The sequence below is a fragment of the Variovorax sp. Soil_C_12 genome (genome assembly GCF_057657375.1).
On record NZ_JBDGIO010000001.1, the window covers coordinates 329,238 to 347,822 of the forward strand.

Annotated in this window: 19 protein-coding genes and 2 pseudogenes; 11 read left to right on the plus strand and 10 right to left on the minus strand. The window is 63.6% G+C overall.

Features of this window, described 5'->3' with window-relative positions; all coding sequences use genetic code 11:
* Positions 1 to 40: 40 nt before the first annotated feature.
* Positions 41 to 370 (minus strand): annotated as a pseudogene (locus tag AC3A6X_RS01655) (DUF5372 family protein); the annotation flags it as partial.
* Here AC3A6X_RS01655 and AC3A6X_RS01660 point away from each other — a divergent pair.
* Together AC3A6X_RS01660 and AC3A6X_RS01665 are read left to right on the plus strand one after the other, a co-directional pair.
* Positions 280 to 507, plus strand: a pseudogene (locus tag AC3A6X_RS01660) (transposase domain-containing protein); the annotation flags it as partial. The pseudogenes AC3A6X_RS01655 and AC3A6X_RS01660 sit on opposite strands and share 91 nt — an antisense overlap.
* Positions 504 to 1,094, plus strand: coding sequence for a plasmid pRiA4b ORF-3 family protein (locus tag AC3A6X_RS01665; RefSeq protein ID WP_487840530.1), 591 nt, complete (start codon positions 504 to 506; stop codon positions 1,092 to 1,094). The pseudogene AC3A6X_RS01660 and the gene AC3A6X_RS01665, both read left to right, overlap by 4 nt.
* Before the next feature lie 258 nt (positions 1,095 to 1,352).
* On the opposite strand, the gene AC3A6X_RS01670 is transcribed toward AC3A6X_RS01665, so the two are convergent.
* From AC3A6X_RS01670 to AC3A6X_RS01700, 7 genes are all read right to left on the minus strand, one after another.
* Complete coding sequence (locus AC3A6X_RS01670) at positions 1,353 to 2,255, minus strand: LysR family transcriptional regulator (RefSeq protein WP_487840531.1); 903 nt, start codon at positions 2,253 to 2,255, stop codon at positions 1,353 to 1,355.
* A gap of 73 nt (positions 2,256 to 2,328) precedes the next feature.
* Complete coding sequence (locus AC3A6X_RS01675) at positions 2,329 to 3,714, minus strand: amidohydrolase family protein (protein ID WP_487840532.1); 1,386 nt, start codon at positions 3,712 to 3,714, stop codon at positions 2,329 to 2,331.
* Positions 3,715 to 4,353: 639 nt separating this feature from the next.
* A complete protein-coding gene (locus AC3A6X_RS01680; protein WP_487840533.1) occupies positions 4,354 to 5,331 on the minus strand; it encodes a branched-chain amino acid ABC transporter permease in 978 nt (325 codons plus the stop codon).
* A gap of 22 nt (positions 5,332 to 5,353) precedes the next feature.
* Positions 5,354 to 6,238: a branched-chain amino acid ABC transporter permease gene (locus AC3A6X_RS01685; protein ID WP_487840534.1), complete on the minus strand. Its 885-nt coding sequence runs from the start codon at positions 6,236 to 6,238 to the stop codon at positions 5,354 to 5,356.
* Positions 6,235 to 6,945 (minus strand): ABC transporter ATP-binding protein, encoded by a 711-nt coding sequence (locus tag AC3A6X_RS01690; protein WP_487840535.1) that lies wholly within the window; start codon positions 6,943 to 6,945, stop codon positions 6,235 to 6,237. The genes AC3A6X_RS01685 and AC3A6X_RS01690 overlap by 4 nt, the downstream gene beginning before the upstream one ends.
* Positions 6,945 to 7,715 (minus strand): ABC transporter ATP-binding protein, encoded by a 771-nt coding sequence (locus AC3A6X_RS01695; protein ID WP_487841079.1) that lies wholly within the window; start codon positions 7,713 to 7,715, stop codon positions 6,945 to 6,947. Before AC3A6X_RS01695 ends, AC3A6X_RS01690 begins: the two co-directional genes overlap by 1 nt.
* 247 nt (positions 7,716 to 7,962) lie before the next feature.
* Positions 7,963 to 8,121 (minus strand): hypothetical protein, encoded by a 159-nt coding sequence (locus AC3A6X_RS01700; protein ID WP_487840536.1) that lies wholly within the window; start codon positions 8,119 to 8,121, stop codon positions 7,963 to 7,965.
* A 732-nt stretch (positions 8,122 to 8,853) separates the two neighbouring features.
* On the opposite strand from AC3A6X_RS01700, the gene AC3A6X_RS01705 reads away from it, so the two are divergent.
* Complete coding sequence (locus AC3A6X_RS01705) at positions 8,854 to 9,099, plus strand: hypothetical protein (RefSeq protein WP_487840537.1); 246 nt, start codon at positions 8,854 to 8,856, stop codon at positions 9,097 to 9,099.
* Positions 9,100 to 9,810: 711 nt separating this feature from the next.
* Here AC3A6X_RS01705 and AC3A6X_RS01710 read toward each other — a convergent pair.
* Positions 9,811 to 10,707 carry a LysR family transcriptional regulator gene (locus tag AC3A6X_RS01710; protein WP_487840538.1) on the minus strand — a complete coding sequence of 299 codons (897 nt, stop codon included), beginning with the start codon at positions 10,705 to 10,707 and terminating at the stop codon, positions 9,811 to 9,813.
* Positions 10,708 to 10,830: 123 nt separating this feature from the next.
* On the opposite strand from AC3A6X_RS01710, the gene AC3A6X_RS01715 reads away from it, so the two are divergent.
* The 8 genes from AC3A6X_RS01715 (at position 10,831) to AC3A6X_RS01750 (ending at position 18,015) form a co-directional block, all read left to right on the plus strand.
* Positions 10,831 to 12,027: an iron-containing alcohol dehydrogenase gene (locus AC3A6X_RS01715; RefSeq protein ID WP_487840539.1), complete on the plus strand. Its 1,197-nt coding sequence runs from the start codon at positions 10,831 to 10,833 to the stop codon at positions 12,025 to 12,027.
* A 9-nt stretch (positions 12,028 to 12,036) separates the two neighbouring features.
* Positions 12,037 to 13,029 (plus strand): Bug family tripartite tricarboxylate transporter substrate binding protein, encoded by a 993-nt coding sequence (locus AC3A6X_RS01720; protein WP_487840540.1) that lies wholly within the window; start codon positions 12,037 to 12,039, stop codon positions 13,027 to 13,029.
* A 9-nt stretch (positions 13,030 to 13,038) separates the two neighbouring features.
* Complete coding sequence (locus AC3A6X_RS01725; protein WP_487840541.1) at positions 13,039 to 14,262, plus strand: alpha/beta hydrolase family protein; 1,224 nt, start codon at positions 13,039 to 13,041, stop codon at positions 14,260 to 14,262.
* A 73-nt stretch (positions 14,263 to 14,335) separates the two neighbouring features.
* Complete coding sequence (locus AC3A6X_RS01730; RefSeq protein ID WP_487840542.1) at positions 14,336 to 15,244, plus strand: polysaccharide deacetylase family protein; 909 nt, start codon at positions 14,336 to 14,338, stop codon at positions 15,242 to 15,244.
* Positions 15,241 to 16,284 carry an asparaginase gene (locus AC3A6X_RS01735; protein WP_487840543.1) on the plus strand — a complete coding sequence of 348 codons (1,044 nt, stop codon included), beginning with the start codon at positions 15,241 to 15,243 and terminating at the stop codon, positions 16,282 to 16,284. Before AC3A6X_RS01730 ends, AC3A6X_RS01735 begins: the two co-directional genes overlap by 4 nt.
* Before the next feature lie 445 nt (positions 16,285 to 16,729).
* A complete protein-coding gene (locus AC3A6X_RS01740) occupies positions 16,730 to 17,143 on the plus strand; it encodes a RidA family protein (protein ID WP_487840544.1) in 414 nt (137 codons plus the stop codon).
* A 236-nt stretch (positions 17,144 to 17,379) separates the two neighbouring features.
* A complete protein-coding gene (locus tag AC3A6X_RS01745; RefSeq protein WP_487840545.1) occupies positions 17,380 to 17,628 on the plus strand; it encodes a transposase in 249 nt (82 codons plus the stop codon).
* Between the two features lie 18 nt (positions 17,629 to 17,646).
* Positions 17,647 to 18,015 carry an IS3 family transposase gene (locus AC3A6X_RS01750; RefSeq protein ID WP_487840546.1) on the plus strand — a complete coding sequence of 123 codons (369 nt, stop codon included), beginning with the start codon at positions 17,647 to 17,649 and terminating at the stop codon, positions 18,013 to 18,015.
* 119 nt (positions 18,016 to 18,134) lie between these two features.
* On the opposite strand, the gene AC3A6X_RS01755 is transcribed toward AC3A6X_RS01750, so the two are convergent.
* Complete coding sequence (locus AC3A6X_RS01755) at positions 18,135 to 18,500, minus strand: DoxX family protein (RefSeq protein WP_487840547.1); 366 nt, start codon at positions 18,498 to 18,500, stop codon at positions 18,135 to 18,137.
* Positions 18,501 to 18,585: the final 85 nt, after the last annotated feature.

An 18,585-nucleotide genomic window follows, 5' to 3' on the forward strand; every position in this document is an offset into this window, starting at 1 on the left:
GGGAGCTTCGCCGATGCCCGTACTCAACCAGCAGGCGGTGGAGCTCCGTCAGCGCCTCGATGGAGGCCTGGGCGGGCCCCAGCGACAAGCTCGCACAAGCTGCTGCGTCCAGCATCCAGCCGGCAACGGCGATGACGACGCCGAGCGCCACCTCGACATGAACGACCTCACCGATGGCTCTTCGCTCTCGATACTGCAGGCGCACCCGCTGGCCGTACAGCGGGTGCCACCGGTAGTGGATCTGGACTTCTTGCCCGACATGGGCAGAATGACCACGCAATGGCTCTTGGAAGGAAGAACTTCTTGTTCTTCGGCTCTGACGGCGGAGGCGTGCGTGCCGCAGGGATCTATGGCCTGGTGGAGTCGGCAAAACTCAACGGACTCGATCCCGAGAAGTATTTGCGCGACGTGTTCGAGCGCATCGCCGAGCACCCCATCAACCGCATCGAAGAACTGCTGCCGTGGAACATCGGCCGATGCGCTGAGCAACAACGACAAGCCGCATGACCATGGTGACCAAGACGCCCCGCAAACGCACTGCTGCAACCACCATCCTGCAACTTCGCATCGAATTGCGCGGTACGAAGCCCAAGATCTGGCGCCGGGTGCTGGTGCCGCAGACCATCACGCTGCGCAAGCTCCACTCGGTGATCCGGGCCGCCTTCGGGTGGAGCGGAGGACATCTGCACGAGTTCGTCGCCGGTGACGGCGAGCGCTTCGGCAGCCCCGAGCCGATGTACGACGACGCCGAGGCCGTCAGCAGCGACAACGTGCGCCTGACCACGGTGCTGCGGTCCTCGACGCTGAGCTATGTCTACGACTTCGGCGACTACTGGGACCATCGCATCACCGTGGACAAGACGCTCCCCGGGGATCCACTGCTGGAGCTCCCGTTCTGCGTCGGTGGAACTGGCGCAACGCCGCCCGAGGATTGCGGGGGCGTTGCCGGCTATGAGGACTTCGTGCGCGCCATGGCCGATCCGGACCATCCCGAACACGCGCACCTGGCGCAGTGGATCGGTGCCGATACCTGGGATCCGGCAGCGTTCGACAGCATCGAGGTCAACGACCGTCTCGCCCAGATCAAGCTATGAGCCGCTGACGGACAGACGGCCCGTCAAGAGGGCCTCGGTCGCACGCTTACGCCCGCTCGCTGGTGCCCGCTTGAAGTAATGACGGGCAGCAGGCTCTTCTTGGGTCGGCGCGCCGGTCGTGCGCGCGGCTGGGCCGACGCGCTGGCAAAGGGGTGCCTTCAAGAACGGCGCGGTTCCAGCGGCGAGTTGGCGTGTCCATCCCAGCGGACGGCACTGCCGCTGCGGGCGATGCCAGTTCCGCAACCGGAGTCAGCGCCTCTACTGCGCCGAGGGAAGCTGCGTCGGCAAGCGAGCCAGCTCTTCGAGCACGAGGCCTTCGACTGCTTCGATCGCTGGTGTGACTTCGCGTTTAGCGCTGCGCGCAAGCGCTACGACGCGCTTAACCGCTGGCTCCAGACGTAGAAAACCGAGCCTGCCGGCCGAAATGTGCGGCTCGGCAGTGCTGTACGGAGCGATGGTCGCGAGCCGCCCTTCCATCGCCATGCTCAGCACCACGTGGATACTGTCCAACTCCATTTCATAGTCGAGTTCCACACGATGGATGACGAGCCACGGCTCCAGGACCACCCGGAAGCCATGAGTTACGGCCAAAGGAAACCTGCGAAGCTCCTCGATACGCACGACCCCTTCGTACCCCAAAACCATTTCCGGCGCCGCCACCAGCACCAGCTCCTCGTCGAACACGCCACGCGCTTCGATCGCCCGGGAGCGCGATGGACTGGTCAGGACGGCGACATCGATGCGTCCCACCTCCAGCCACTCAACGATGAAGACGCTCAAGCCTTCGATGACGCGCAGCACCAGGCCAGGATACTTCTCCCGTACTACGGTATGCAGGGGACCGGCGAGCAGGAAGGACAGCGACGGCGGAAGGCCTAGGGTGACATGGCCCGTGACCCCTTCGCGAGGCGCGACCAGTTCGAACTTCAGGCTCGCGATGTGCGCATTGATCTTCTGAGCGTGCTCGAAAAGTCGCAGGCCGCTCGAAGTGGGCTGGACGCCTCGGGCCTTCCGGATGAGCAGTTGCACGCCGAGCTCATCCTCCAGCGCGAGGATCTGACGGCTGAGCGCCGGCTGTGCGATGTGCAGGATCTCGGCCGCCGCGCTAAAGCTTCGCGACGAGACGACGGCGACGAAGTACTTGAGTTGACGCAGCTCCAAGGCAAGATCCGGCGACTAGTTCAGACTCTCTCACTTTACACTGCTCAAAGTGCGCGCGAGCGCCGCGGGGCTATCATTCGAAGCTCCACCGCGTGTCGATGGACACGCCGCTGCGCGTGAGCACACCCTGACCAGCGGCATTGCAGCGCCGGATCACGTCAATTTCGTCGACCGTCTGGACCTTCCGGTCCTTGAGCAGAAGGCGGCCGTTGACAAACACGGTTCGGACAGCATCTCCGACGGTCGAATAAACCAGGTTCTGGAGCTCGTTGTGGTTAGGCGCCCATTCCGGCCGCAGCATGTCGAGCAGGACAACGTCAGCCTTCTTACCGACTTCCAGCGAGCCGATTTCCTTGTCCATGCCCAGTGCCCGGGCGCCGTTGATTGTGGCCATTTCAATGGCCGTCTCGGCCGTTCCCGCCGCGGGGTCGCCGCAGTACTCTTTAGGTAGTAGAGCGGCCAAGTGCATGGTACGAATCATGTCGGCATGATTCGAGGAATCGGAGCAGTCAGTGCCCAGGCACACGTTCACGCCCCGCTCCAGCATCTTGGGGAATTTGGCGTTTTCGAACAGCCCGCAGTTCAGCTTCACGGCCGTCGCAGGGCAATGCACGACATTCGAGCCTGTGTCGCTCAACATCTGCACCTCGTCGTCTGAGACATGGACCATGTGCACATAGACCACATTGGGACCGGCCACGCCCAGCCGGTTCAGGTGCTCCACCGGTCCCATGTTTTTTGTCTTGCGCATGTGAGCCACTTCTTCCGGGAAGGCGGCCAGGTGGAAATTCAGCAGCGTCCCGAAGTCGTCGGCCATCGCTTTCGATTCGACATACAGTTTGTCGGTGCAGCGGCCCAGGCCGACCACATCGACACACGCCTTGACCAGGCCACCGTTGTAGCCGTCACGGTACTGGCTCATGAAGGATTTGTTGCAGCTAAGGCATTGTTCCGTATCTTCCATCAGCATGCCGTGGCCCAGGATCGCCTGGTCAAACGATCGGCGACCCATAAGGCCACGCATCCCCACACGGCTGATCGCCTCGATGACCGCGGCCGGGTTGTACGACCCGGCTTCCAGGAAGGTGGTTGTACCCGACTTGAGCATCTCGATGAGGATGGCGAGCCCACCTGCCACCTCGTCCTCGGCCGTCAACACCGGCGCGATCTTTCCGTGCACGAAGTTGGACCAGTCCCAAGAGCGCAGGCGCTCGGGCGTCAGCCCCCGGTGTAGCGTGTGATAGAAGTGCACGTGGGAGTTGACAAAGCCCGGAAGAATCAGCTGGTCCGAGCAATCGACCTCGTTCTTTGCTTCCACTGTGTGCGCGAGCTGTTCGCGCTTGCCTACAGCCACAATCATGGCACCACTGATGGCCACCGCGCCGTCACGAATCACGCGCCGCCGACCGTCCACGGTGACGACTGTGCCACCACTCAACAAGTAGTCTGCCTGGATCAAGATCTAGTCTCCTTTTTTGGTAGAGCCGCACCGGGCTGAGATTCTCGGCCGGCTGCTTAACATGTCTGACGCACCAGCCTGCACACATCACGCGTCGGCTCATTGCCGAACGCTCTCGAAGGGCTGACGCGCTACCTTAGCCAGCTTCCAGCAGCAACGCAAAGACCAAACTCGAATCTGGTCAATGCCGCGACGGCATAGGAGCCCCACGAAACGCTGCGCGCACCACGCGATGTCCGTCCGCGCCCGCTCACCCATCCCCTAGGCCTGCCAACCTTCTCCGCTCTCGCCGTCTGGTTGTCAATAACCAAAAGCAACTGTGCCGCATCCACTGCTGAGTAACTTCCTTGGCGAGTACTGGCTGGGCAGCCGATGGAAAAGCTGATCCAAGACCCTCTGAGCTAGTTGGGTGTGAACTTTCCTGGCGCGCAGCGACAGGGGGGCTTGCCCAAGGGCCCGGCCCAGCCTTGGCACGCAGTTCACGAGCCCTCGGATGTCCAGCGTGAACTCATGTCCCGTGAAAGAAAGGTCAGTTGCATGCCCCCCCGCGCTCCTGACGCTTGCGATTTTGATACATAACGCCAGCTGCCGAGAGAAGGGGCGCAATGCTGAGTCTGGGCAAGCCTTACCGCTCTGGCATCAACGTCGAATCCGCCTCAGCCAGGCATCCACGCCTCCCATGATGCCCTTTCGGAATGCGAGCACGCAGATCACGAAGATCAGGCCCGTGACCATGGTCACCGACTCGCCCAGCGTGTTGAACCAGTCGATGGTCGTGATGCGGGCCAGCAGGTGGCCCAGTTCGCCGATCTTGTTCTCGAGCAGCACCACCACGGCCGAGCCGACCAGCGGGCCCGACAAGGTGCCGAGGCCGCCGACCAGCGTCATCAGGATGACCTGGCCCGAGGCGCTCCAGTGCACATCGGATAGCGTCGCGAAGCCCAGCACCAGCGTCTTGAGCGAGCCCGCGAGGCCCGACAGCGCCGCCGATATCACGAAGGCCAGCAGCTTGAAGCGGCTCACGTCGTAGCCCAGCGAGAGCGCGCGCGGTTCGTTCTCCTTGATGCCCTTGAGCACCTGGCCGAAGGGCGAATGGATGGTGCGCACGATCAGCAGGAAGGCGGCCACCACGATCACCAGCGTGACGTAGTACATCGTGAGGTCGTTCTGCAGGTCGACGACGCCGAACAGCTTGCCGCGCGGCACGCCTTGCAGGCCGTCCTCGCCGCCGGTGAACTTGGCCTGCAGCGCGACGAAGAACACCATCTGCGCGAGCGCCAGCGTGATCATCGCGAAGTAGATGCCCTGCCGGCGGATCGCCAGCATCCCGAAGACCCACCCGAGGAAGGCGCCGGCCGCGGTGCCGGCGATCAGGCCGATCTCGGGCGTCAGGCCCCAGACCTTCATCGCATGGCCGGCCACGTAGGCCGAGCCGCCGAGAAAGGCCGCATGGCCGAAGGACAGCAGGCCGGTGTAGCCCAGCAGCAGGTTGAAGGCAGAGGCGAACAGTGCGAAGCACATCAGCTTCATCACGAACACCGGGTAGGCGCCGGCGAAGGGCGCGACGAGCAGCGCGATCAGCAGCAGCGCGTAGACGACAGGGGTGATTTTTCTCATGGCTCTATGCGTTGGGGCCGCGTCATTTCTCTTTGCCGAACAGGCCGGCCGGACGGATGAGCAGCACGATCACCATGATCACGAACACCACGGTCGAGGAAGCTTCGGGATAGAACACCTTGGTCAGGCCTTCGATGACACCGAGCCCGAGCCCGGTGAGGATGGCGCCCATGATCGAGCCCATGCCGCCGATCACCACCACCGCGAACACGACGATGATGAGGTTCTGCCCCATCAGCGGCGAGACCTGGATCACCGGCGCCGCCAGCACGCCCGCAAAGGCTGCGAGGGCGACGCCGAAGCCGTAGGTCAGCGTGATCATCAGCGGCACGTTGACGCCGAAGGCCTCCACCAGCCGCGGGTTCTCGGTGCCGGCGCGCAGGTAGGCGCCGAGGCGGGTCTTCTCGATCACGAACCAGGTCGCGAAGCAGACCACCAGCGAGGCCACCACCACCCAGGCCCGGTAGTTGGGCAGGATCATGAAGCCGAGGTCGGAGGCGCTGGCGAGCGCGTCGGGCGTGTCGTAGGCCAGGCCCGAGACGCCGTAGATCGTGCGGAACACGCCTTCGATCAGCAGCGTCAGGCCGAGCGTCAGCAGCAGGCCGTAGAGATGGTCGAGCTTGTAGATCCAGCGCAGCAGCAGGCGCTCGATCAGGATGCCGAACAGCCCCACAATGACCGGCGCCACCGCCAGCATGACCCAGTAGTTGACGTTGAAGTAGTTCATCGCCATCCAGGTCAGCACCGCACCCAGCATGAACAGCGCGCCGTGAGCGAAGTTGATCACGTTGAGGAGCCCGAAGATCACGGCCAGCCCGAGACTCAGGATGGCGTAGAACGACCCGTTGACCAGACCCAGAAGCAGTTGACTCAAAAGCGCAGAGACCGGGATGGTTTGCATCGTCATACACCTAGCAGTTCTTTGAGCACCGGCATCTTGGCCTCGAGCTCCTTTGCGGCGAAGGCCTCGACCATGCGGCCATGCTCCATCACGTAGAAGCGGTCGGCCAGTGGCGCGGCGAAGCGGAAGTTTTGCTCGACCATCACGATCGTGTAGCCCTTGCTGCGCAGCGTGGTGATCATCCGGGCCAGCGCCTGCACGATCACCGGCGCCAGGCCTTCGGAGATCTCGTCGAGCAGCAGCAGCCTGGCGCCGGTGCGCAGGATGCGGCCCACCGCCAGCATCTGCTGCTCGCCGCCCGACAGCCGCGTGCCCTGACTGTGGCGGCGCTCGGCCAGATTGGGGAACATCGCGTAGATCTCGTCCACCGACATGCCTCTGTCGGCGCTCTTGAGCACCGGCGGCAGCAGCAGGTTCTCTTCGCACGAGAGACTGGCGAAGATGCCGCGCTCCTCCGGGCAGTAGCCGATGCCGAGGTGCGCCATGCGGTAGGTCGGCATCGCGATGGTTTCGCTGCCGTTCACCTTGATGCTGCCCTTGCGGCTGCCGGTGAGGCCGAGCACCGCGCGCATCGTCGTGGTGCGCCCTGCCCCATTGCGGCCCAGCAGCGTGACGACCTCGCCCGGTTGCACCACCATGTCGACGCCGTGCAGCACGTGCGACTCACCGTACCAGGCCTGCAGGCCCCTGATTTCCAAGGCTGCAACAGGCATCAGTGGGCTCCCTGCAATTGGCCGTCGGTGGTGCCCATGTAGGCCTCCATGACCAGCGGATTGCGCGAGACCTCTTCGTATGGGCCCTCGGCCAGCACGGCGCCGCGCTGCAGCACCGTGATGGTGTCCGCGATCGTCGACACCACGCTCATGTTGTGCTCGACCATCAGGATGGTGCGCCCGGCCGAGACGCGCTTGATGAGCTCGGCCACGCGGTGCACGTCCTCGTGGCCCATGCCCTGCGTGGGCTCGTCGAGCAGCATCAGCTCGGGCTCCATCGCGAGCGTGGTCGCGATCTCGAGCGCGCGCTTGCGGCCGTAAGGCAGGTTCACGGTCTCCTCGTCGGCCAGTTCCTCGAGGCCGACTTCCGCGAGCAGCGCGCGGGCGCGCGCATCGAGCGGCGCGAGCGACTTCTCGCTCTTCCAGAAGTGGTACGAGTTGCCGAGCGCGCGCTGCAGGCCGAGGCGCACGTTCTCCAGCAACGTGAGGTGCGGAAACACGGCCGAGATCTGGAACGAGCGGATGATGCCGCGCCGCGCGATTTGCGCGGGCCGTTCGCCGGTGATGTCTCGCCCATTGAACAGGATCGTGCCCGAGGTGGGCTCCAGAAACTTGGTGAGCAGGTTGAAGCAGGTGGTCTTGCCGGCGCCGTTGGGGCCGATGAGCGCGTGGATCGAGCCGCGCTGGACCGACAGATCGACCTTGCTTACCGCAGTGAAACCCTTGAATTCCTTGGTGAGCTGGCGTGTCTCAAGAATAGCGCCATTTATCGAGATCATTAGTATTTTGCACTCAAGGCGAATCGCGATCCTACGAGACAGGATCGAGAAAAAACTCATTCGCGCTACAACTACGCGTCAAAGCTAGACATAGAACCAACTGTTCCACTTGACAAATCAATACAGTCCTCGAAGATCAAGACGGGGAGTATCTGCATCAACCGGGTGAGTTTCTTTTTCTCATATGGCGTTGCAATTGAAAACTTGAACCTTCCGCTGTGACATGGAGCTTCGCAGACTAACGGGTTTCCACATCGCAGACAAAGACTAATGAGTTATCGCCTTTATGCTGTTCAAGCATGGCATCTTCGATATCTGAAAATTTGAAATACCGATGGGGAGCGAAGAAGGCGAAGCGCTGAAGATCCTTTCTTCCGCGCGGCAACGCAGGCTTCATGCTGGTCTCGCTACTAGAGCTGCTAATGGTCCAGTACGGGTCCGCCCAATCGGCACGGGAGAGGCCTGAACGCAGGCGACCACGCGTTTGCCTGCAAGCCACATGCCCGAAGGTCCAAGCCCATCTTTTACGCCGATCAGCATGGGGAGTTCAAGGCGTGGCGCATGCGCGGATGCCCCATTTAGTGAAACTACTTTTTCTCGCCATGCCTCATCGGCATCGCTGCCTACAGAAGCGACGGCGATCCCTCGGCCTCACAATGAACTGAGGCCCGTTTCGCACACCGTAGATGAACGCGCCCTCGGGCCTGGCTGGTCTTCGATGCCGCGTTGCTGGAAGATGCTCCTACCGCGGGCGTGCCGAGCAAATCGCGGCGACCCATACCAGGCCAGCGCCGGCGCCGGCGCCGGCGAAGAGGCTTGCGCATCCCGGCGAAGACCTAGCGTGCCTTCGAGGCGGCGCGGCAGTCCCTGGCGCCCGCGGCGGGCATCCCGGATGGCATCGCCCGCCTGCGCCTGCTCGAAGCCATGCACTGGCTGCTGGAACGTGGCATCGTCCTGCACGGCCCTCTCGTGCTCCGAACTGAATCTGCTGTCGCGGGGCCTGATCCCCGGCGCAGCCTGCCGGCTGCCAACGTCCGGCTACTGCTGTCGCTGCTGTTGCCTGCGGGCGCAGGCCGTACAGCGGTCGCGCGATGCTTCTCGCACCTGACCTGACCTGGCCTTCCCAGCAATGGCGATGCGTATCGACCATACCCGGAATGGCAATCATCTCTACGGCGTCTATCACTTCGGCGCCACCATCTTCCAGATTCGTGCCGATGGCGGCAATGGTGCCGTCGGCAATCAGGATATCGCCCTTGGTCAAATTGCCGACTTTGGCATCCATGCTGACGATCGTGGCGCCTCGAACCAGAATCTTGCGAGGCGCTCTTGCCGGCGGCGTGACGAGTTGACGGCCAAGATCGGACATTGTTGATTTCTCCTGGGCAGAAACGGTTCCAGCCAGGCATGTGGCCGCAGCGAACGTCAGCGCAGAACGGCGCGCAATAGGGGAACTCATATTGTCCTCATGATTGGATAGGCTGGATGGGTATGGGCATTTGCCTTCACTGGCCCATGCAACGGAATTTACAGCCTGGAGAATTTCAGAGAAACACCCAAGGTGCAATTTCGATTTCCGAGCATCGGAAACATGAATCGATTGACCCATCCCTGCCTCTCATTCAACTCGCCAAGCGCGGCAATCTTGCGGTCGCGAAGACCCTACCCACAAGCATTTCGTGGCACGACAGCGGGTAAGTCGACAGCGCCAGGGCGTTGGCCGCGCAATACGGCCGCACGCTCAGACCCTGCTCGAGGCGGCGCTGTTCATGGTCGCGCCAGAAGGCTTGGTAATTGCTGCACCATCGCGTGGCCTATTCGCCAGTCCACCCGTACTCGCCCCGCTCCCGCGACTTCTACTGCATCTGCCTGATCCGTCATCGAGCTCTCCATTGCAAGGAGATCTGACGATCACCGATCACGCCGCGTTACGCAATGACGGGGTATATCGGACATTCACGTAGGGACGGAGATGGCTCCCCGCCCCCCGCACAGATCCGTACATGCGGCACTACCGCGTCCTCACCGCCGAATAGAGGCGGATCCTGGCCGCCGGCAACAAGGAAACCCTGGGCGATTCACCGCATCATTTGACGAATGACTTTGCCTCCTGCCGTATAAGGTTGGCCATCTCCAGACCTGCGGCCGACAGCGGCACGTCCGCGCGGCGCGCTAGCACCCGGTTCATGGCGAGGCCGAGCAGGCGCGAGAATCCGACCTCCTTAGGGCGGAACTCGTCCTGCACAGCCCGCTTCGTCAGTACGGCATAGCCCAGGCCGTCGCGCACGAAGCGCCCGATGAGCGGCACCCCCAAGTTCGTCACTTCGGCCACGATGCGCAGTGATACGGCTTCCTCGCGAGCGAGCCGGTCCAGTTGGACGCGCACGAAGTTGCCGCTGCCCGCCACGATGAGCGGGATGTCCGTCAAGTCGGCGATCTCCAGCTCGCGCCGTCTGAACAGCGGGTTGTCGGGCGGGCCGACCAGGAACAGGTCTTCGGTTACCAACGGGGTGAAAGAGAGTTTCTTGTTCGACGCCGGGTTGGTGAGGATACATAAGTCCATTTCGCCGCGTAGCAGCAGCACCTCCAGCTCGCCAGTCAGCTCCACTGTCATCTTCAGTAGCACGCCCGGATAGCGGGAATGGTACTGCCGTACGACGGAGGGGAAGAGCGATTCGGTGAACGAGGGAGGCCCTCCAAAGGCTAGTTCGCCGCGCGGCTGCGGGCTCTCGGCCGCCAGAGTGGCCTGCAAGCGGTCCACCTGCCGCACGATGGAACGGGCCTCCACCAGCAACTTCTCGCCCGCCGTAGTGAGCGTGATGCCCCTGGCATGCCGCAGCAGAAGCAGGGTGCCGAACTCCTCTTCCAGTGCGCGGATCTGGTTGCTCAGCCCCGGCTGCGACACCTGCAGAACGCGCCCCGCGGTGGTGAAGCTGCCCTGCTGCGCCACAGTGACGAAAGAACGCATCTGCCGTATGTCCATGACTCGGATCGTCCATAACGTAGTTACATGGAACATATTCTAAGAATGCATGGCTCCCGTTCTTAGACTAGGGGCCAGCCGGGGACTTTCCCCTGGTTCTTTCTTTCAGCAAAGGGCAAAGCAATGAAACCGACGGAGTCGCCCGCGTTGCGCGCGGGCCAGTTGCTGATACCGGCCATGGAACGCATTAGCTTTGGCAAGCCTTTCGTGGAGACCGTGGCAATGGAAGTCGAGCGGGCGGGCGTGCAGCGCGTCTTCCTGGTGGTGAGTGGGTCGCTCAATCGGCGGACCGACGCCATCGAGCAGTTGCGCGCCCGGCTCGGTTCGCGCTTCGCGGGGCAGTTCGATGCCATACCCCAGCACGTGCCGCGCGACGCCGTGCTGCGCGCGGCGGATGCGGCCCGCGCGGCGGGCGCGGATCTGCTGGTCAGCGTGGGCGGCGGCTCCGTCACCGACGCGACCAAGACCCTTCGCTTGTGCCTGGAGCACGACCTGCGCACCTTGGACGCTTTCGAGCCCTTCCTGCTGCGTTCGGACCCGAAGACGGGCGCCCTGACTGCGCCTAGCTTCCGCCCACCCGTCATCCGCCACATCGCGGTGCCAACCACACTCTCCGGCGGCGAGTTTGCGCCCACGGCCGGGTCCACCGACCCGGTGCGCAAGCTCAAGCAGGGCATCCGCCACCCGGGACTCATTCCGTATGTCGTGGTGCTGGACCCGTGGCTTGTGCGGCATACGCCTCTGGATACCTGGCTCTCTACAGGCATCCGCTGCGTGGACCATGCGGTGGAAGGCTATTGCTCGCTGCAGGGCAATGCCATGTCCGATGCCTGCTCGCTGCTGGCAATGCCGTTGCTGGCTCAGGGCCTACGCGACTGCAAAGCGGACCCCGGCAGCGTGGAGGCGCGCGCTGCCTGCCAGAACGGCATGTGGCCGGCGCAGGTCGCGATGTGGTCCGGCGTTCCGATGGGAGCCAGTCATGGCATCGGCCATGTGCTGGGCGGCGCCATGGGCGTGCCGCACGGCTATTGCTCCTGCGTGACGCTGCCCAGCGTGTTGCGCTTCAACGCCGCCACGGGCGGTGCGCGGCAGGCGGAGTTGAGCAAGGCCCTGGGCCAGCCCGGCGCTGCGGCGGCAGATGCCATCGCGCAGTTGATCGCGGATCTGGGCCTGCCCGCCACTCTGCGCGGCGTCGGCCTGGGGCCCGAGCGCTTTGACGAAATTGCCGAGAAGTCGATGCTCGACCGGTGGGTGCACACCAACCCCCGACCCATTACCGGACCCGCCGACATCCACCAGATTCTTTCCATGGCTGCCTAGGAGTATTCGATGACTAGCAAACCGAAGTTGAGGAGCACGCTGCGCCGTGTGACGGCCCTGGGGCTGCTGGCGTCCCTGGTACCGCTGACGGCACAGGCACAGGCATACCCTGACCGGCCTATACGGCTGATCGTGCCCTATCCTGCGGGCAATGCGGCGGACATCCAGGCCCGGCTGATCGCTCAGAAGCTTGCGACCCACCTGCACCAGCCGGTGGTCGTCGACAATCGCGCTGGCGCTACCGGGCAGATCGGCATCAGCGCCGTAGCGCGCTCGGCGCCGGACGGCTACACGCTGGTGATGGGCCAGGTGAGCGCCTTCGCGGTGGCGCCGCACACCTTCAAAAGCCTGCCCTACGACGTCCGCAAGGACTTCGTGCCGGTGGCACAGGTGTCGTCCAACTCTCTGGTGCTGTACGCCAATGGCAAGGTGCCGGCGAACAACCTGCAGGAACTGATCGCACTGTCCAGGAAGCAGCCTGACCGATTTACCTACGGTACCAACGGGGAAGGCGGCCTGCCGCACCTGATGATGGAACTGCTGATGGCCAAGACGGGCGTCAAATGGGTCCACGTGCCCTACAAGGGCGTCGGCCAGATTTCCACCGACGTGTTATCCGGCCAGATCGACCTGGCGCTCGACTCCTACGCGGGGATGATCGCCTACGCCAAGGACGGCCGGCTCAAGGCCCTGGCCTCCTCCGCCGGCAAGCGCATCGATGCCTCGCCGGACCTGCCTACCTTCCGCGAATCCGGCGTGCCGGATTACGAGGTCTACGGCTGGTTCGGCCTCTTCGCGCCGGCCGGCACGTCATCGCAGATCGTAAACGTCCTGAACGCAGCGGTGAACTACTCCTTGCAGCAACCGGACGTACAGGCCAGCCTGCGCAACGTGGGATACGAGCCCGTGGCCGGTACGCCGGACCAGTTCAACCAGACCTTCCTCAAGTCTTACGAGCTCTGGGGTCCGGTCGTGAAAAACATCGGCTTCGTGCCGCAGTAAGGACCCTTCATGGACAACAAGATGCAAGAGACCACTTCCCCCCGCTTCGAGCCGTTCGGCTGGCAACAATGGCCCGACCATTTCTGGCATTCGTACCAGTTCCGGCGTGGCCTGGGCGAGACGCAGGAAGGCGGCGGGGCCATCAGCGAATGCTTCCAAGTCGCCAGCCGGATCGTGCCGGGCGACGATGAAAGCTGGTTCACCGAATGGGAGCGGATCGCCAAGCGGAACATGGAGCGTGGAGACGCGGCGGCGCTGGCCGGCCACCGCCGTACCGCCATGAACTGCTGGCTCAGGGCGGCCAATTATTACCGCATGGCCGAATTTTGGCTGCCGCCGGAAGACCCGCGACGCTTGGCGACATTCAGGCTGTGCGAGCAGGCGTCCCACAAGCACCTGGGGTTCCTCGACATTCCCGGCGAGGTGCTCGAGATCCCTTACGAGAACGGCACGACCCTGCCGGCGTACTTTGTTCGCTCGCCCCACGGCGGCGCGAAGCAGCCCGTGCTGATATCCTTCGGCGGGCTCGACTCGTACAAGGACGAGCTGTGGTTCATGACCGGTCGGGGTGCGTTGCAGCGTGGCTTTTCTATCCTGCTGGTCGATGGCCCCGGCCAGGGCGGCGCGCTGAGGCGCCATGGGCTCGTGTCCCGCTTCGACTACGAGGTGCCTGTGGGCCGCTGCGTGGACTGGCTGCTGGCGCGTGGCGACATCGACCCGGGCCGCATCGCGCTGAGCGGCTCGAGCCTGGGTGGCTACTATTCCGCGCGCGCCGCGTCGTGCGACCACCGCATCGCCGCCTGCATCTCGCATGGCGCGATCTGGAACATCCAGCAGCGCTACAGCCCGCGCGGGGAGGACCACGGCCTCGCCATGCACATGAAATGGGTGTTCGGCGCCGGCAGCATGAAGGAGGTGGTGTCGCGAGCTGCACCCTTCAAGCTCGAAGGCGTGCTGTCGCAGATGCGCTGTCCCTACCTCATCCTGCATGGCGGACACGACACCTTGGGCGTGGAAGACGCAAAGATGGTGTTCGAGCATGCACGCAGCAATGGCGTCGACGTCACGCTGCGCGTGACAGACACCGAGGAAACGGGCGCGGAACATTGCCAGCATGACAACCCCACCCTCGGTCAGGAACTCATGCTCGATTGGCTGTGCGACCGATTCGGGATGCGCCCTTCGGCCTGGTCGGCCCGAGAACGTGTTCGAAGCCTGAATACGGTCTGTTGAACTGGCCAAGCAGCAGCGAGACGTCGCAGGTGCAATCCTGAGAGTAGCTACTTTCCCCCTCCTTGGAGATACCATGACTTTCGACATCGGCGCCAGCGTACGAGCCCGCGCGCCCTACCAGTCCATCGTGAGCCGCCCCCGTCTGCGCCTGCCCGACGACGCGCGCGTGGTGCTCTGGAACATCGTCAACGTGGAAGTATGGGAGCCCACCGGCGCCATGCCGCGCGCGGTGCTGTCCCCTCCCATGGGTGCGCCGCTGCTGCCGGACGTGCCGAACTGGGCCTGGCACGAATACGGCATGCGCATAGGCTTCTGGCGTATCCTCGACGCGATCACGAGCCGCGGCATGCCGGCGACCCTCGCGCTCAATGGCAGCGCGATCAGCGTCTATGAAGAGGCATGCCGCGCGGCGCATGAGGCCGGCTGGGAGTTCATGGGCCACGGGCACGTGCAGCGCCCCATGCACAAGGTGGAAGACCAACGCGCCGCGATCCGCCAAACCATCGACGCGATCCAGCGGTTCACGGGCAAGGCGCCGCGCGGCTGGGAAAGCCCAGGACTCACCGAGACCGACTACACGCTGGACTTCCTGGCCGAGTCCGGCATCGAGTACGTGGCCGACTGGGTGCTGGATGACCAGCCGGTGGCCTTGCATTCGCCCCAGGGCCGCATCACGTCCGTACCCTATACGGTCGATCTCAACGACGTCGTGGTCAGTGCAGTGCAGCAGCAGCCATCCGACGAGATGCTGCGCCGCGGCAAGGCGCACTTCGACCGCCTTTACAAGGACGGCGCGACGCAGCCGCGCGTCATGGCGATCTCCGTGCACCCGTACCTGAGCGGCGTGCCGCACCGCATCGGTTTCGTCGAGGAGCTTTACGATTACGTGTTGGGCCACACGGGAGTGGTCGTGTGGTCGGGCGAGCAGATTCTCGACTGGTTCCTGGAACAGACCGCGGGTCAGCCCAAGGCCCACCCGTGAGCGCTAACCCGTCGCGCTCAGACGCACGCATCCCCCCGCCGCGCGTGCTGGTCGTGTCGTTGGGCGGCACCATCACCATGATGGCCGCATCGGGCGTCCACGGCATCCGCCCGACGCTCACCGCGGACCAACTGCTCGCGGCCGAGCCGCGCCTTGCGCAGGTCGCGCAACTGGACGCGGTCACTCCCATGAGCTTGCCGGGCGCATCGCTGACGCTGCAGCACCTGCGGGAAGTGGCCGCGCTGCTGCGCGTGCATCTCGATGGTGCACCGAGCTCGCCCGTCGGCGCGGTCGTGGTGCAGGGCACGGACACCATTGAGGAAACGGCCTTCGTACTGGATCTGCTCGCGGCGCGGGACGAAGCATCCATCGTCGTCACAGGGGCGATGCGCGGGCCGCAAGCGGCCGGTGCGGATGGGCCGGCCAACCTGCTCGCTGCGGTCGCCACGGCAACCGACGCTCGCCTGCGAGGTATGGGCGCGGTAGTGGTGCTCAACGACGAGATCCATGCGGCGCGCTGGGTCCAGAAGACACACACTACGCTGACAAGCGCCTTCGCGTCGCCGGGCACTGGCGCTATCGGCGCCGTGGTGGAGGGGCACGTGCACCTCTTCGCCCGGCCGGAGGGCCACATCACGCTGCCCGTTGAGGCGGTGGGCTGCGATGCGCCGCCAGCAGCGATCGCACAGATCGCACTGGGCCTGGGAGAGGACGGACGCATGCTGCCCACGCTCGCCTCTCTAGGCTACGTAGGCGCGGTGATCGAAGGGATGGGCGCGGGCCATGTGCCCGCGGCCTGCGTCCAGAACCTGGAGACACTCGCCGGGGAAATGCCCGTGATCCTCTGCACGCGCGTGCGCGCGGGCCCCGTGTTCACCGGCACCTATGGCTTCCCAGGCTCCGAATTGGATCTGCTGTCGCGGGGCCTGATCCCCGGCGCCAGCCTGCCGGCTGCCAAGGCCCGGCTACTGCTGTCGCTGCTGTTGTCTGCGGGCGCAGACCGTGCAGCAGTCGCGCGATGCTTCTCGCACCTGCCCTGACCCGGCCGAGATGTACCGCGAGGTCGACCGGCAGCGCTCCACACAAAGTGCACAAGCGATGGGTGAATCAGGCGCTGCCTACGCGGGTCAGTTCAGTTTGAACGATTCGGAAAACGGATCCGGCTTGTAGCCAGCGGCACTGAACAAATAAGTGCAGGACTCGTATGGGCATTTGCCTTCACTGGCCCATGCGACAGAATTTATAGCCCGGAGATTTTCAGAGAAGCACCAAATGTGGAATTGAGATTTCCGCAAATTGGAAACATGAATCAATTGACCGATCGCTGCTTTTCAGGAATCGCCAAGCACGGGAATCTTGCAGTCGCGATGGCCCCAACGCGCAAGCATTTCGTGGCACGCCTAATGCTTTTGAATGCTGTCACTTAACGATGGAGTTGATATGAGATTTCGATGTGTGTTGGCCGCAAGCGTATGCAGCGCAATCATGGTCGCACCGGCCGCGAACGCCCGTGACTACCTGAAATCGGAAGCCGGCCAGCCCCGTGGTTACTCCACGGCTGTTGCTACGGAAGGCGGAAAGACTGTTTGGATATCCGGCCAAGTCGGCATCAGGGATGAGCAAGGCAAGTCGATGGCTGGCGATTTCGAGGGACAAGCTCGTGTGATCTTCCGAGCCATCGAAGCTGCTTCTAAGCGCGCTGGCGGCAGCATGAAGGATGTTGTCAACATCACCGTCTACCTGACCGACCCTCGGCTGCTCGAGCCACTCATTCCCATACGCCATGAGTTCTGGCCAGAAGGCAACTTCCCCGCGAGCACCTCCATCACAGTGCACAGCCTGCCCTTCGTCGGCATGATGATCGAGGTATCTGCAGTCGCAGTCATCGGTGATAAGTAGGCATGGCCTTGCCGGATGGCGACCAATGTGCGTTGCGAAGACATTGCTGCGTAATCCAGACAAGCACCCGGGGCCATCAAACCGATAGAGCCGGCCGCGCAAATCTGAACACGCTGCAAAGTGGATAGGCTGCTCCCATGGCCGAGGACAGAGCCCGGTATGACGGGAGCAGACAAGATGAGCAGAAGACCCCGCCGTAACCGCTCAGCGGCATTCAAGGGCCAAGGTGGCGATCGTTGGCGCTGGCCGACGGCAAGACGATTGCCGAGGTGGCGCAAAAGCACGACGTGCATCCCAACCAGGTCACGGAGTGGCGCAGGCAACTGCTGGAACGCGCCGCGGGCGTGTTCGGCGGCGCAGCGGCGCGGGAGGCTCCGGCAGTGGAGCTGAAGGCGCTACACGCCAAGATCGGGCAGTTGACGCTGGAGGACGTTTTTTTGGAGGGCGCCCTCACGAAAGCGGGATTGCTGATCGCAAAGCGATGATTCGACCGTGATGGCGAATTGTCCATCAAGCGGCAGGCCCAGTTGCTGGGCATCAGCCAGGGCACGGCGTACTACCACCCCGAGCCGATTGCCCAGGCCGACCTGGCGTTGATGCGCAGCATCGATGAGTTGCACCTGGAGCACCCGTTCGCGGGCGGCCGGATGCTGCGCGATCTGCTGCGGCTGCAAGGCATGGAGGTTGGGGCGCCGGCTGTAGGCACGCTGATGCGGCGCACGGGCATCCAGGCGCTGTACCGCAAGCCCAACACGAGCAAGCGGCACCCGGCGCACCGGGTGTTCGCGTACCTGCTGCGCGGGCTGGCCATCGAGCGGGCCGACCAGGTCTGGGCGCTGGACATCACCTACATCCCGATGGCGCGCGGCTGAGTGCCTGGTGGCAGTGTTGGATTGGCACAGCCGAGGAGATTGCGTCCAGATCTGCCTTGCTGTAGACCGATGCATCTGCGCCCTTGGGCAGGTAGCGGTTTCGAGTTGTTCAGATTTCCTTAGCTATGGACGGCGACGATCACCATGCAGAGCGCCCAGAAGACATGCAGTTCGCAGCCCCCAAGGCTCCAGTTCCATTTGCCGCCTGAAATCTTGCACGAGGCCGCTCCCGCAGAAAGCATGAACATTGCACCGAGCCACGAGGCGTATGGCTGCAGCACGTTGAACACGAGACCGATGGTTGCGATCACTTCAATGATCAGCGACAAGATGACGAAAAAGGCTACTGGACGCAACCCTGCGGACTCGAAGACCTTGTCGACCGCCTGGCGCGCAGTGAACTTCGCAACGCTGTGCGGGATGAACATCAATCCGCAGAGGATGGAGAGCAGCCGTATTGGATCACTTGGGATGCTTGGGACCATGTTCATGTGCTTCAGTTGGTCGTCTTAACCATTTGCGAGACGAGGCCTGCCGTAGCAACGGGACGGTGCGCGAGCGGCGAGGCGA

Bases quoted from the DNA above. Each gene is read 5' to 3' on its own strand.
- AC3A6X_RS01700 (WP_487840536.1), bottom strand. From the start codon at position 8,121: ATGAAGCCTGCGTTGCCGCGCGGAAGAAAGGATCTTCAGCGCTTCGCC.
- AC3A6X_RS01725 (WP_487840541.1), top strand. From the start codon at position 13,039: ATGGACAACAAGATGCAAGAGACCACTTCCCCCCGCTTCGAGCCGTTC.
- AC3A6X_RS01740 (WP_487840544.1), top strand. From the start codon at position 16,730: ATGGTCGCACCGGCCGCGAACGCCCGTGACTACCTGAAATCGGAAGCC.
- AC3A6X_RS01685 (WP_487840534.1), bottom strand. From the start codon at position 6,238: ATGACGATGCAAACCATCCCGGTCTCTGCGCTTTTGAGTCAACTGCTT.
- AC3A6X_RS01715 (WP_487840539.1), top strand. From the start codon at position 10,831: ATGAAACCGACGGAGTCGCCCGCGTTGCGCGCGGGCCAGTTGCTGATA.
- AC3A6X_RS01730 (WP_487840542.1), top strand. From the start codon at position 14,336: ATGACTTTCGACATCGGCGCCAGCGTACGAGCCCGCGCGCCCTACCAG.
- AC3A6X_RS01665 (WP_487840530.1), top strand. From the start codon at position 504: ATGACCATGGTGACCAAGACGCCCCGCAAACGCACTGCTGCAACCACC.
- AC3A6X_RS01720 (WP_487840540.1), top strand. From the start codon at position 12,037: ATGACTAGCAAACCGAAGTTGAGGAGCACGCTGCGCCGTGTGACGGCC.
- AC3A6X_RS01705 (WP_487840537.1), top strand. From the start codon at position 8,854: ATGGCGATGCGTATCGACCATACCCGGAATGGCAATCATCTCTACGGC.
- AC3A6X_RS01710 (WP_487840538.1), bottom strand. From the start codon at position 10,707: ATGGACATACGGCAGATGCGTTCTTTCGTCACTGTGGCGCAGCAGGGC.
- AC3A6X_RS01755 (WP_487840547.1), bottom strand. From the start codon at position 18,500: ATGGTCCCAAGCATCCCAAGTGATCCAATACGGCTGCTCTCCATCCTC.
- AC3A6X_RS01690 (WP_487840535.1), bottom strand. From the start codon at position 6,945: ATGCCTGTTGCAGCCTTGGAAATCAGGGGCCTGCAGGCCTGGTACGGT.
- AC3A6X_RS01680 (WP_487840533.1), bottom strand. From the start codon at position 5,331: ATGAGAAAAATCACCCCTGTCGTCTACGCGCTGCTGCTGATCGCGCTG.